The organism is Ruoffia sp. FAM 24228 (assembly GCF_045528575.1).
Lineage (GTDB): Bacteria > Bacillota > Bacilli > Lactobacillales > Aerococcaceae > Ruoffia > Ruoffia halotolerans.
On sequence record NZ_JBGQQZ010000029.1, the window covers coordinates 1 to 14,386 of the forward strand.

Here is a 14,386-nt window from a genome sequence, read left to right on the forward strand (position 1 = left end):
AATCGCAACTTAAAGATAATCCCAAGTATACTGAAGCCTTAAAGATTTTAGATAATGGTTTTGAGGATGCCATTCAATATATGTTAGAACCCGAAGCTTTTCATGTTTCGTTGCGCACAACCAATTCAGTTGAGCGTCTGAATCGTGAAATTAGACGGCGAGACAGAGTGATTGGAATTTATCCAAACATAGCCTCTGCAGAGCGTTTAATCGGTTCGATATTAATTGATTTCCACGAAAATTGGGAAAATAACGCTCGGACATTCTTACAAGTGTAATGTGCATGATGACCAGATGATATAACTACATTGAGACTTTTACACAAGATTATGGACTTGACAGTGACAGTGGAAATTGGAAGGTTAACGGGACATGTCATATGGTGACAAGGGAAATTGGGTGTTTAACGGGACTTGTCATGATGCGACAAGGGGAATTGGAAGTCTAACAGGACTTGTCATGAGGTGACCAGGGGAATCGGAGCTCTATCAGGACATGTCATATGATGACAAGGGAAATTGGAGGGTTAACGGGACATGTCATATGGTGACAAGAGAAATTGGAAGTTTAACAGGACATGTCATGAGGTGACAAGGCAAATTGGAAGTTTAACAGGACTTGTCATGTGGTGACAGTGGAAATTAGACGTTTAACAGGACATGTCATGAGGTGACAGTGGAAATTAACACACTAAACCAAAATTACCAATCAATAAAGCAGCGACTACAGTGATAAATTTTAAATCAAAGCAACTATTTTATATAAAACGTCAATACTCAAATCATTTTGTAACACAAGTGTAAGTATTATGTTATAATAATCGAGAATAACCATACAGTCGATAGACTGGAACGTAATATATAATATAGAAAGTGGGTTAAGTGATGAAACAACCGAAAGAAGGTGAATTCATCACTATTAAAAGTTATAAACACGATGGTTCGTTGCACAGGACATGGCGCGATAATATGGTCTTAAAAACGAGTGAGCAATCAATTATTGGTTGTAATGATCATACATTGGTAGTCGAATCAGATGGCCGTAGATGGGTTACACGTGAAGTTGCACTTGTCTACTATCATAAACATTTTTGGTTCAATATCATCGCAATGTTACGTAAACGAGGGGTTACATATTATTGTAACTTAGCCTCACCATATGTGATGGATAACGAAGCCTTGAAATATATTGATTATGATTTAGATATCAAAGTTTTTCCAGATGGGGAGAAACGTTTATTGGATTTAGATGAATATGAAATACATGGGCGTCGGTATCATTATTCAGATGAGATAGATCGCATTATCAAATACCAAATACAAGAGTTAGTGAGATGGATTGACGAAGGTCGCGGACCATTCTCTCAAGAATTTATTGATATTTGGTATGAACGTTATTGTCAGCTAACACATCGCAACAAAATAAATAATAACTAAATAGTAGTGAATTCGCTTAAAGGGAGATTATTGAATCGCCATTGAATGAGCGATATGCGATGATATCCCACGATACTGAGCCTCTTAGAAGATAACTATCTTTTAAGAGGTCTTTATTTTGACAGAATTTATATTTTGTGTATTATAGACTAACTAAGAATAAAAAATATAACCCAAATATCACCTACAAACGAACTTAAATTAAGATTATTGAGATGAATTGACCGAACTGAGACTTTTGCATGATAAGAATGAAATTATAGGAGTAATTCAATGAATGAATATAGTACAACGTCTCAAAGTAAACCAGAATATGATTACAATTATTTAACTACAATTATAAATCAAATCAGTCACGATTCAGTTTTTGTTGAAAGGAACTATTATCCTGGAAAACTCGGCGCTATATATAGTAGAGAAAAAACAGAGTTCAAATTATGGGCTCCAACTGCATCACAAGTTGAAATATTAATTTATGATGGTCATTATGGTGTGTTAAAAGAAAATATTGTAATGACGCGGTCAAATGACGACAAGATATTTATCCATACAATTGAAGGAGATAACCATGGGTTAACATATCGTTATCGGTTAACGTTTTTTGATGGGCGAGTGAATACGTCAAATGATCCATATGTGAGAGCTGTGACGGTCAATGGACAGCGCTCAGTTGTCGTTGATTTAGACAGAACGAATCCTGATAACTGGGGAGAAAGAATGCCCGAAATGGATGATATTAGTAAAGCAGTAATTTATGAACTGCATTTACGCGACTTTACTGTAGACTCGGATAGCGGAGTCACTCATAAAGGAAAATTTCTTGGAGCTATTGAAGAAAATGCAACGAATCCCAATGGTTCATCAACGGGTATCGACTACTTAAAAGAATTAGGTGTGACTCATGTGGAGTTTCTCCCATTATTTGATTACCAAACCGTAGATGAGACCGTCGAAAAGCCACGTGAATATAATTGGGGATACGACCCACAAAATTATGGTGCGCCAGAGGGGTCGTATTCAACCAATCCTTATGATCCATTTACGCGAATTAAAGAAATGAAACAAATGATACAAGCCTTCCATGATGCTGGCTTAAGAGTGATTATGGACGTTGTTTATAATCACGTTTATGAAGTGGACGACCATAGTTTCCACCTCACTGTACCGGGTTACTTCTTCCGATATAATGACGTTGGACAGTTTACGAATGGAACGGGTGTCGGAAACGATACAGCTTCAGAACGTTATATGATGCGCAAGTACATTGTTGACAGTGTATCTTATTGGGCTAAAGAATATCAAATCGATGGTTTCCGCTTTGATTTAATGGGAATCCATGACACAACCACTATGAATACCGTGCGAAAAGCGTTGGATGAAATTGATCCAAGTATCTTACTTTTTGGTGAGGGCTGGGATTTATATACACCCTTAAGTGAAAATATGGTAGCCAATCATAATAATGCAGTATTGATGCCAAGAGTCGGCCAATTTAATGATGGACTACGAGAAGCATTAAAAGGAAATGACTTTGAAGCAACAGCTCGAGGCTTTATTAATGGAGCTTGGCATATGGAACAACAAGTCGCTCAAAATGTCTTGGCAGGTGTTGATTTTGGTTCATACAACGATCCTCAACAAGTGATTCAATACGTTGAAGCGCATGACAACTTTACCTTGTATGATAAATTAAGAGCAGCAGATCCAGATTTAGATGAGAATACCATTACGAAACGCCATGAATTAGCGACGACAATTATTCTGTTATCACAAGGAATACCTTTCATTCATGCGGGTCAAGAATTTCTTAGAACAAAAAAAGGCGTCCGAGATAGTTATAATAAACCAGATGAAATTAACAAACTTGAGTGGTTAAGACAAGATGCGTATCGTGAGTCAGTCGAGTTAGTTAAAAACCTTATTAAATTAAGAAATCAAGAACCTTTATTCCATTTATCAACTTATAAAGAGATTAAAGAAAGAATTGAAGTAACTAGAGCAGATTACCAAATTGTTCAATTAACTTATAAAGGAGACGGCTATAAGCTGTTTGTAACCTTTAATGCTCAAGGGAATATGTTAAATGTTCCAGTTAAAAAAGGTGAGTACATTAAAAAAGTGACTAATCGTCGTGTTTATCTTGAAGATGACAATTTAACAGGGGAAATTGATAATATACTTATCGATTCTTACACCACTTTAGTCTTAAAGAAATTCGACTAATCACTCATTTATAGAACAGACCACTACATTTGTTAGATGTATCTTTACAAATATAGTGGTTTTTTTGTGCAGTTTTTAAGACTCATGAAGAATATGTAACCTAAGTTGTTATATCGTTTTACCCTAGAATGTTCGTGTTTTTAAAAGAGATTAAATTGAAAGCGTAAGTAAAAGTGTTTTTTTGGAAAAATTATTACGATTCATTCTGCTACTATGGTATATTTTAAGTATAGATAAACATATTTTATGTGGCAGTGGATAAAGATAATTACCAGTCGTTATATTTCTATATTAGAATTATGAGCGAAGTCATTAAGAAAAGTGTTTGAAAGCTATTAAAGAAAGGGGTAAGATGATGCGATTCAATGATAGAGAAGAAGCAGCAAAGCAATTAACAGAAAAGATAAAGGTGGACGAGCCAAAAAATACAATTGTATTGGCAATGCCACTTGGTGGAGTACCATTAGGACTGACAATAGCCGATGAATTTAATATTCCTTTAGATGTCATCTTAGCCAAAAAGATAGGTCATCCGATGAATTCAGAATTTGCGATTGGAGCGATGGCAGAAGGTGGCGAACCACTAATGAATGACGATATTCACGTGAGTTCGACTTGGTTAGAGAAGCGAGTGAAACAAATTACGGACGAGATTGATCGTCGTCGAGCGATTTATAGCGAAGTGATTGAGAAACAATCATTGACCGACAAACATGTTATCCTAGTTGACGATGGAATTGCGACTGGGCATACAATGTTTGCGGCAATCGAGTCTGTCCGCTCTAAAAAACCACTAAGTATTAGTGTGGCAGTTCCAATTATTCCAGAAGACACTTTCAAAGCTCTTGAAAAAGTCGTTGATAATATTTACTACGTACAAATTCCGGAAGCATTTTTAGGTTCAGTTAGCGCCTATTATGAAAACTTCCCGCAATTAGATGACTACAAAGTCGAACAATTATTAGGCAATCAATCTATTTAATTAATAAAGCATCCCTTTCTAAATATAGATTGGGATGCTTATGTTTACAAACATTCTAATACGTGTTAGATTAAGTTGGGGCAGATTTAATAAATATAAAGGGCGGTATAAAAGTTGGAAGATAAGACAGTTCAGTTATTTAAAGACGCAATGGCAAATTACCCCTCAGGCGTTGTGATTGTTACGACGACAAATGATGAAGGACTCCCTGTGGGCATTGCTGCTAACTCTTTCACATCACTTTCGATAGACCCGCTATTAGTATTATGGTCAATCGGTAATAAGTCATCATCTTATGATATATTCAATCATAGCAAGCAATTTGCTGTTCATTTATTAGCTGGAAGCCAACCGGAACTTGTAAATATTTTTTCGCGCAAAGATATTGATCGCTTCGCACAGATTGAGTGGAGCTTTTCAGAAAGTGGCTTACCTATTATTGAAGGCGCTTATGCGACGTTTGAATGCGATACCTTTGAAACAATAGTGGCGGGCGACCATGCGATTATTACCGGAAGCGTCAAGCACATCACAACAAATATTCAAAATCCATTGCTATATCACCAAAGAAGAGTCGGACCGTTACCACTCACATTTCATGGAAATATATAGATAGACACCTCGAGTTACTTAAACGTTTCTCGAGTTTTTTGTCGACCTCTGAATTAATTGACTGAAATTAAATATATTTAAAATGTTGGTAATACTATATTGTTAAGGTTATCAGCTTAAATAAATAAAAAATATTTTGACAAATGGCCTTCTATAAGATAAAGTAATATAGCTTTTAGAAAATAATTAAAAGGAGTATAAACATACAGGATAGCGCCAGGCCTTAAATATAAGGTGACGAGGATTGAACTTATCGAGATTTCGGCGGATGGTTCAAGGTAGTGTAATCTTTAGAGTTAATAAAAACCATTGTGTAAATATTGGTACAGAGATTAACTTACACACCTAAAAGCAAAATAATTAGGTGAAAAGAGGAAATAAATCAATGTGTGGAATTGTAGGATTTATTGGAGAAGGTAACGTACAAGAAGTTTTAATTGGTGGTTTAGAAAAATTAGAATACCGTGGATATGATTCAGCAGGAATTTTTGTTGTTGATAAAGAAGCCAATGGGCATCTATTTAAAGAAGAAGGTCGCATTGCGAAATTAAAAAGCGAAGTCAACTTTGATTTACAATCTGTAGTTGGAATTGGACATACACGTTGGGCTACTCATGGACCAGCAGCAACTTATAACGCTCATCCACATCGCTCAGCCAACCAACGATTTGTTCTTGTTCATAACGGTGTTATTGAGAATTATAAAGAGATTAAGGAAGAATATTTACAAGGTGTTGAATTATCTTCTGATACAGATACTGAAGTGGCGGTTGCTTTAATTGAATATTTTGTAGAAGCGGAAGAATTATCAACGAAAGAAGCCTTTAAAAAAGCTCTATCAGTGATCAAAGGTTCGTATGCTTTTGGTTTAGTAGATCAATTAGATCCAAACGTTCTTTATGCTGCTAAAAATAAAAGTCCTTTATTGATTGGTAAAGGTGATGGCTTCAATGTCATCGTCTCAGATGCGATGGCAGCCATTGAACATACAAATGAGTATATCGAAATTAAAGATAATGAAATGATCACAATTACTCAAGATAACGTAATCATCGAAGACGTTGAAGGTAATGTTATTGAGCGTGAGTCATATATTGCCGAATTAGATGCCAATGATTTAGAAAAAGGTGCTTATCCTTTCTATATGATTAAAGAAATTGATGAACAACCTGCAGTATTACGCCGTTTGGTTCAAGAATATCAAAATGACCAGCACGAGTTTGAAATCGATACAGATTTAACAGATGACTTGTTAAACAGTGACCGTGTGTACGTTATCGCTGCAGGTACAAGTTATAATGCGGGTTGGGCAAGTAAAGCCATCATGGAAAAAGTAGCTAAAATCCCAACTGAAGTACATTTAGCAAGTGAATTTGCTTACGATATTCCATTACTAAGCGAAAAACCGTTCTTTATCTTCTTAACTCAAAGTGGTGAGACGGCAGATAGTCGCCAGGCCTTAGTGAAAGTGAATGAATTAGGTCATCCATCATTAACAATTACAAATGTTAAAGGATCTACACTTTCACGTGAAGCAAGTCATACTTTATTACTTCATGCTGGGCCTGAAATTGCAGTTGCTTCAACAAAAGCTTATACTGCTCAAATTACAGTGATGGCAATTTTAGCGGATGCGCTTCGTGCATTAAAATCTGAAGAAGCATCGTTTGATATGGCTAAAGAAATTGGTCTTGCAGCTTCAGCAATGGAATCAATCTTATCAGAACGCGATGATATAAAAACTTGGGTTGACTCAAACTTAATGGAAACACGTAATGCTTTCTATATTGGACGTACTGCAGATTATTACGTAGCGATGGAAGCGGCTTTGAAATTAAAAGAAATTTCTTATATCCAAACTGAAGCATTTGCCTCAGGAGAATTAAAACATGGTACCATTGCTTTAATCGAAGAAGGTACACCAGTCATTGCTTTGATTAGTGGCGAACTAACTTCAGCTCATACTCGCGGTAATATCGAAGAAGTAAAAGCTCGTGGAGCGAATACGATGGTGATTTCAACACATGCTTTATCTAGAGAAGATGATCAATTCATTGTTTCTAACTTGAACGAGTTATTAGCACCGCTAGTTATGGTGGTTGTAACACAGATGATTGCATACTATACAGCCTTAGGTCGCGGTCTAGATGTGGATAAACCACGTAACCTTGCTAAAAGTGTAACAGTTGAATAAGCTTTATTTAAGTAAACCTTAATAATCATTGCTAAAGGCCTGTATAATAGGTACAATAAGAGACAGTGTGTAAAATATTGTATTGTACTGGAGATATGGATTTGGAAAAAGAAAAAAATGTATTATTTAGTGAGATTACTGCAAACCCGGCACCTTTAGGGTTAATGGGCTTTGGTATGACAACAATACTGTTGAACATTCATAATGCAGGATTCTTTCCACTAGATTCAATGATCCTAGCTATGGGAATTTTTTACGGTGGTACGGCACAAGTTGTTGCGGGTATTATGGAATTTAAGAAGAATAATACATTTGGAACGACAGCTTTCACTTCATACGGATTTTTTTGGATGGCTTTAGCAGCTCTGAACATCCTTTCAGAAATGGGATATGGAGTACCAGCTAATTCACTTTCAATGGCTGCATTTTTATTTATGTGGGGCTTCTTCACATTGTTTATGTTTATCGCTACTTTACGCATCTCAAAAGCATTACAAGTAGTCTTTGGAACATTGACACTTTTATTCTTCTTATTGGCAATCGGTAACTTTACCGGATCGACTTTAATCTTAATAATCGCAGGTTATGAAGGAATCATTTGTGGATTTACTGCAATTTATGCAGCAATGGCACAAGTAATTAATGAAACATATGGTAAAGTCGTATTACCAATTGGCGAAGTACAATAAGTAATTAAGTTTATAATTGGGCTACTTTTGATCAGTAATTTACTGATTCAAGGTAGCCTTTTTCGCATTATTTCGAACAATATAATGAAAGGGATTTCTCTCGACATCCCCATTCATTATACACTTTGAACAGATAGTCACTTTGTCAATTTTAAAGGAGCACATTGTAATGAGGCAATTAGTTTCAGCTCTATGGTTTGATAAGGAAGCAGAAGAAGCGGGTAATTTTTATACGTCGATATCTGAAAATTCAAGGATTATACGCAGAGAAACTTTTAAAGATACACTTATTGGTGATTATGAATCTATGGATTTTGAATTGAAAATTTATCATTTGAAGCATTTAATGATAGTGAACACGCTGGTTTTAACTCATCAATATCGATCATGGATTCGATGGATACAGCTAAAGAAGTTGATGCTTTATATGCGAAGTTATCCGTCGGTGGTGTTGATCTAATACCGTTAGATAGTTGTCCTTATAGGGAACGTTATGCCTGGGTTCAGGACAAGTACGGTGTGACATGACAAATTATGGTTGATGAAAATAGTGCGGTAAATCAAAAGCTCAAGTTAAATTTATTATTTAGTGGTGAGAGTTGTTGAAAGGCAGAAGATGCTTTAAATTATTATCATGAAGTTTTTAACCAATCAGAAATCGAAGCGGTATCTTATTATAATGAAGACGAAGCCGAAGATATCCACGAAAAAGTAAATTATAGTGAATTGTATATTAATGGTCAAAAGTTAACTCTGATGGATCATGGAATGGGCAGCGGCTTTAATTTCAATGAAGCTTATTCATTGATGATTCTGTGCGGTTCACAAGCGAAAGTCGATTATTACTGGGATAAACTATCCCATGATTCAGACTTCGAGCAATGTGGTTGGTTGAAAGACCAATTCGGTGTCCAGTGGCAAATAATGCCTGTGAGGTTTTATGAACTGATGAAAAATGGTTCAGAAGCAGAGCATTGGCGGGTCACACAAACGATGTTAAATATGAAAAAACTCGATATCGAAGCATTAGAATATACAATGTATGAGTTGAGTTAAGAAAAAGTGTTTCTCCAATTTGAGAAATTACCTTTGCTTGGTAGATAATTCACCGATAACACTCACACGTACTTCATCATCAATTTATTCTTTTTCGCCTGGAGTACCTTCGATTGAACCAAATGGCATTTGTGCAACCAGTTCGTATGAAGCAGGCAAGTTGAACATTTCTTTAACTGATTTATCAAAGCCTTGTTCAAAACCAATATTCATATGTTGTAAGCTAGCTCCTAAGTTTAATTCAGCTAAAGTAACCCACATTGAGAATTGCATATTTGCATCGTTATGAATTTTTTAGGTATCTGCACGAACACCTTCACCTAGACCAGCTTTAACTGCATTACGGTCTTCGAAGAAGAAGATTGTAACTACTGCGCCTTTAGCACCTTCCATAACACCTGAGAATATATCCCACATCGCACTTTGCATAACATCTTTTTGAACTTCTAAGATATGGTCCCAGAATTTTATCGTTTTCTTCACCAAATAATACAACTAAACGAGTTGTTTGACTGTTACTTGCAGAAGGAGTTTCTCTTGCTACTTCGTGAAAGCGACTAATAATTTCCTCTTTTGTTAAATCTGTTTGAATCAAAGATATCGATATTAGAATATTAATTGAAAATATTAAACTCGAATTCAACATAAAATCTAATATTAGGTTATGATAGCTATTTTGTTAACTTTATTTCATACGTTTCTAAATTTCAAAAACTTACGTATAATTTTTTTGAATTCATTTTTTAGTATTATAATGAAAGGATAATATTATAATTAAATAAAAAAATACTCCCTCTCGGGAGTATTTCATTGCTATAAACTATTTAGGTTGGAAGTATAGAACAAAACTTCCTTTAAAGTAATTCACAAAATAATTTATGTGTTCATTATAATCAAAATTCTCTTCAGCATAAGTTACTGCACTGTTAACTGTTGGAAAATATTTTTTCACTAAAGTCATGCCAGGCATATAAGCAAGGTCACCAGGTTTGGGTGCAACAAATTCAGGCGTTTCTGGATCTTCATCAGAACCATCTGGGATGAGTAATACGTCCCCGATTTGTAGGTTGTTGTTTGTTAGACTGTTCGCATCTTTAATCGCTTCTATAGTTGTCCCAAAATGTTGTGCGATTTTGTATAAGTAATCTCCTGCTTGAACTGTGTAGTAAGTTTCAGATGGTGTTTCTTCGTCGTCATCATCATCTTCTTCAGAACCGTCAGGGATAAGTAATACATCGCCAATTTGTAGGTTGTTGTTAGTTAAATCGTTCGCATCTTTAATCGCTTCGACAGTCGTTCCAAATTGTTGCGCGATTTTGTATAAATAATCTCCCGCTTGAACAGTGTAGTAAGTTTCAGACGGCGTTTCTTCTTCGTCGTCATTTTCTTCAGAACCGTCAGGGATAAGTAATACATCGCCAATTTGTAGGTTGTTGTTAGTTAAATCGTTCGCATCTTTAATCGCTTCGACAGTCGTTCCAAATTGTTGCGCGATTTTGTAAAGGTAATCTCCTGCTTGAACAGTGTAGTAAGTTTCAGACGGCGTTTCTTCTTCGTCGTCATTTTCTTCAGAACCGTCAGGGATAAGTAATACATCGCCAATTTGTAGGTTGTTGTTAATTAATTCGTTCGCATCTTTAATCGCTTCGACAGTCGTTCCGAATTGTTGCGCGATTTTGTAAAGGTAATCTCCTGCTTGAACAGTGTAGTAAGTTTCAGACGGCGTTTCTTCATCGTCGTCATCTTCAGAACCGTCGGGGATAAGTAATACGTCCCCAATTTGTAGGTTGTTGTTAGTTAAATCGTTCGCATCTTTAATCGCTTCGACAGTCGTTCCGAATTGTTGCGCGATTTTGTAAAGGTAATCTCCTGCTTGAACTGTGTAATAAGTTTCAGACGGCGTTTCTTCTTCGTCATCTTCCTCAGAACCGTCCGGGATAAGTAATACGTCCCCAATTTGTAGGTTATTGTTAGTTAAATCGTTCGCATCTTTAATCGCTTCGACAGTCGTTCCGAATTGTTGTGCGATTTTGTATAAGTAATCTCCTGCTTGAACTGTGTAGTAAGTCTCAGACGGCGTTTCTTCGTTACTATCGTCGTCATCTTCTTCAGCAGAATCAGAAGGTATGAATAAGACATCACCGATTTGAAGGTTATTACTTACAAGGTTATTAGCTTCTATTAAATCTTCAGTTGTGATTCCAAAGCGATTTGCAATTTTATATAAGTAATCTCCTGGTTTAACTACATAATAATGACCATTTTCCGAAGTAGGTTGAACGGTTTGTGTTTCGTCTACCGTAGTATCAATCTCTTCATTAGTCGTTTCGTCAGTGATTTCAGAAGAAGTTTCTTCTTCTGGAGTTTCCTCATTAGGAGATTGAACAATTAATTGATCTCCGATTTGTAAATCATTTGATGATAAATTATTCCATTCAATCAATTCATCTACTGTCACATCGTATTGAGGTGCAATATTATATAAATACTCCCCAGCTTCAACTGTATGAGTTGTTTGTTGAGCCTGAACATTCAGTGGGGCAACGCCTAATACTGCTACTACCGCCAATGCACTCATTGACGATGTTAAAATTTTTCTTTGTAATTCCATTTCTATTGCTCCTTTTCTTAAATTGTATTTTTACATAAATATTACGCAACCGTTACATTCATGTTAACTATAATACAGGATAATGTCAATGGATAACCTTGAAAACTCTTACATTTTTCTTAAACTTCTTAAATAATTCATAAATATTAACCGATCATAGGATTTTAGATGAATTTGAATGGGGAAAGAGGGGGCGGGATTCCAATTTCCCCTGTCACAGAATGACGCGTCCCGGTAGCTGTCTAATTTCCCGTGTCACTCCATGACCAGTCCTGTTAACCGTCTAATCTCCCATGTCACTCCATGACCAGTCCCGTTAACCGTCTAATTTCCCTTGTCACTAGATGACCAGTCCCGTTAACCGTCTAATTTCCCTTGTCACTAGATGACCAGTCCCGTTAACCGTCTAATTTCCCGTGTCACTCCATGACCCGTCCTGTTAACCGTCTAATTTCCCCTGTCACAGAATGACCTGTCCCGTTAACCGTCTAATTTCCCCTGTCACAGAATGACCTGTCCCGTTAACCGTCTAATTCCCCCAGTCATCACATGACCTGTCCCATTAACCAAAAAACCCCATTGCCATTCACAGGCAATGGGGGAATAACCAAATCCAAACCTAGCTTAATGAATCAACTAACTCTTTTAGCGCTTGAGTAATTTCTTCAGGTAAGCTATCTTCAGGATTTTCTTTGTTGTAATTTTGAATGTAGTCTAATCGAACTTGCATTCTGGCTTTTAATAATTTTGTATATTCAGGATCATCGAATGGAACAGGGAACTTATCTAATGGAAGGTACTCGAAACTTTTGATTGGTCCAAAGTTTTCAAATTCACCTTTGCCTTCAACAATTGCTTCAATAACACCGAGGGAATCTTCAGGAGTTACCTTTTCACCAAGGAATTCACCTGTGTTAATGATGTAGGCATCTACGCCGTCTTCGAATAATGACTTAAATTTGTCAAAATCTTCTACTAATGGATATGCCCGAAATGGATTTGCGTAAGGTTCAATAACTAATTGGTCTAAACTATCTGTTGTATTCTCAGCACTTGTTCGTTTTGTAGCTAAAGTACAACCAAAGGTTGATGCAAGTAGTGGATCTGTTATTTTAACTAAAGGTGGTAATGCGTCATCTTTCATAATCCAGTAGATAGCATTAATTGGATCTTCAATCTTATCAACCCGGTTAGGTGTCGAATATCTAGACTTAACAGTACGGCCATTCCCATTTCGAATATCTTCAGTGACAAGCACGCGTTCATTATTTTCATTTAATGTAACTCCAACGTTTTGAACAGTGACAAAATAATCTTGTTCCACATGTCCAGCAGGGTAGTCACTTGTCTTATCAAAGTATGATGGCTCTAAAGCGACAGATGAACCGTCTTCAGTACTAATAATAAATGAATCGTCATGAAGGACTTCGATTTCGTATTTGTCGTCGTGTTTGGCATGAGTTAAAGTAGATTTTCCTGAACCAGACAGTCCAAAGAAAGAAGCAACATGATTTTCGTTGTCTTTTGACTTAAATTTCTTTAAACCACCATGACAAGCCACGTATTTATTACGATGAGCAGATGCCCAAGCTAGCGTTAACGTTCCTTTTTTAATTTCACCAAAGTAGTTCATACCTAAGATACAGGCAGCATTTTGATCTGCATCAATATATGATAAGCCCAGAGGATAATCAGGATGGGTCCAATCAGGATCAAAGAAAATATAAATATCATTCTCGTCATATTCCTTAGAGTTTTGGTAACGATTTGCATACGTATCATTTAAGATCTGGAAGTTCATTAACCAAGAATACATATTATTACTTTCTTTTTCAGGCATTGTAATGTGAGCGCGCACCATAAAGTCTTCATCTAAACCAACGATACCGGTTGATTTGATAAAGGGTCTAAAGCTCGCATCGTAAATCGCCTCACGAACAATAGGGAAGAGTTCTTTATCTTCCTTTGAATCTAATCCGACGATTCGTCGGGCCTGTGCAGTTCTACCTACTGTTGCACCATCATTTACAAGTAAAATATTTGCGTCTTGCGGCAATTCTAATTCCTCAGCATGTTTAACGTTAGCATCTAATACAATTGTTTGCGGTGCATTTTTAGCCAATTCATACGCTTCTTTGACAGAAGTAATTTCTCGTGTATTATTTGAATAAAAGGCAGTTTCAACAGTTGTCTTTAAAGAAGAGAAGTGCGGTTTACTTTTGCGAATAGTTTCAGTCGAGTGATTCCTAATAGTTCCCATAATTACCAACCTTTCAAATTTTATTTAAATAATATTGCTGACATAAAGAAACGTAAGCATTAGAACATTCCTATATAAATATATTATATCCCTGTTCAAGTCTTTTGTTAAGCGTTTTCACTTATTTCAGTCAGAAACACAGCTTATAAACAGAATTATAAAAAGTTAAAACTATTTTGTTAAAAAGCTTTACATTTTCTAGATCCAATGTTATAGTATTAATTGTAGTATTATTAGTTAACAAATTAATTGGCTTTTTATTCATTTTAGATTAAATCCAACAATTTTAAAACGATATATTGCAAATACAACGTGCATAGAGC

The 14,386-nt window shown here is 36.0% G+C and carries 12 protein-coding genes and 2 pseudogenes; 10 read left to right on the forward strand and 4 right to left on the reverse strand.

Translation table 11 applies throughout. The features are described from left to right. The 10 genes and pseudogenes from ACEN33_RS06490 to ACEN33_RS06535 all read left to right on the forward strand — a co-directional run. On the forward strand, positions 1–278 hold a 278-nt coding region (locus ACEN33_RS06490), incomplete at its 5' end, for a transposase (protein ID WP_407094759.1). 606 nt (positions 279–884) lie between these two features. Continuing rightward, positions 885–1,436 (forward strand): DUF402 domain-containing protein, encoded by a 552-nt coding sequence (locus ACEN33_RS06495; RefSeq protein ID WP_138405463.1) that lies wholly within the window; start codon positions 885–887, stop codon positions 1,434–1,436. A gap of 273 nt (positions 1,437–1,709) precedes the next feature. After that, positions 1,710–3,659, forward strand: a complete 1,950-nt coding sequence (gene pulA, locus ACEN33_RS06500) for a type I pullulanase (RefSeq protein ID WP_407094760.1) — start codon at positions 1,710–1,712, stop codon at positions 3,657–3,659. A gap of 355 nt (positions 3,660–4,014) precedes the next feature. Beyond that, positions 4,015–4,641: a phosphoribosyltransferase gene (locus ACEN33_RS06505; RefSeq protein ID WP_407094761.1), complete on the forward strand. Its 627-nt coding sequence runs from the start codon at positions 4,015–4,017 to the stop codon at positions 4,639–4,641. A 114-nt stretch (positions 4,642–4,755) separates the two neighbouring features. Continuing rightward, positions 4,756–5,253 (forward strand): flavin reductase family protein, encoded by a 498-nt coding sequence (locus ACEN33_RS06510; RefSeq protein ID WP_407089907.1) that lies wholly within the window; start codon positions 4,756–4,758, stop codon positions 5,251–5,253. A 385-nt stretch (positions 5,254–5,638) separates the two neighbouring features. Next, positions 5,639–7,447, forward strand: a complete 1,809-nt coding sequence (gene glmS, locus ACEN33_RS06515; protein WP_218930002.1) for a glutamine--fructose-6-phosphate transaminase (isomerizing) — start codon at positions 5,639–5,641, stop codon at positions 7,445–7,447. Between the two features lie 101 nt (positions 7,448–7,548). Next, positions 7,549–8,136, forward strand: a complete 588-nt coding sequence (locus tag ACEN33_RS06520) for an acetate uptake transporter (protein WP_407089906.1) — start codon at positions 7,549–7,551, stop codon at positions 8,134–8,136. Positions 8,137–8,305: 169 nt separating this feature from the next. Continuing rightward, positions 8,306–8,413 (forward strand): annotated as a pseudogene (locus tag ACEN33_RS06525) (VOC family protein); the annotation flags it as partial. Between the two features lie 101 nt (positions 8,414–8,514). Next, a complete protein-coding gene (locus ACEN33_RS06530; protein WP_407094766.1) occupies positions 8,515–8,664 on the forward strand; it encodes a VOC family protein in 150 nt (49 codons plus the stop codon). Positions 8,665–8,754: 90 nt separating this feature from the next. Next, positions 8,755–9,192, forward strand: a pseudogene (locus tag ACEN33_RS06535) (VOC family protein); the annotation flags it as partial. A gap of 84 nt (positions 9,193–9,276) precedes the next feature. On the opposite strand, the gene ACEN33_RS06540 reads toward ACEN33_RS06535, so the two are convergent. The 4 genes from ACEN33_RS06540 to ACEN33_RS06555 all read right to left on the reverse strand — a co-directional run bounded on the left by ACEN33_RS06540 (position 9,277) and on the right by ACEN33_RS06555 (position 14,063). Continuing rightward, positions 9,277–9,465, reverse strand: a complete 189-nt coding sequence (locus ACEN33_RS06540; RefSeq protein ID WP_138405470.1) for a nitroreductase family protein — start codon at positions 9,463–9,465, stop codon at positions 9,277–9,279. A 21-nt stretch (positions 9,466–9,486) separates the two neighbouring features. After that, positions 9,487–9,675 carry a hypothetical protein gene (locus tag ACEN33_RS06545; protein ID WP_138405471.1) on the reverse strand — a complete coding sequence of 63 codons (189 nt, stop codon included), beginning with the start codon at positions 9,673–9,675 and terminating at the stop codon, positions 9,487–9,489. 337 nt (positions 9,676–10,012) lie between these two features. Continuing rightward, entirely contained in the window at positions 10,013–11,803 is a 1,791-nt protein-coding gene (locus ACEN33_RS06550) for a LysM peptidoglycan-binding domain-containing protein (protein WP_138405097.1), read from the reverse strand. A 619-nt stretch (positions 11,804–12,422) separates the two neighbouring features. Next, positions 12,423–14,063, reverse strand: a complete 1,641-nt coding sequence (locus tag ACEN33_RS06555) for a phosphoenolpyruvate carboxykinase (ATP) (protein ID WP_407089903.1) — start codon at positions 14,061–14,063, stop codon at positions 12,423–12,425. Between the last annotated feature and the right edge of the window lie 323 nt (positions 14,064–14,386).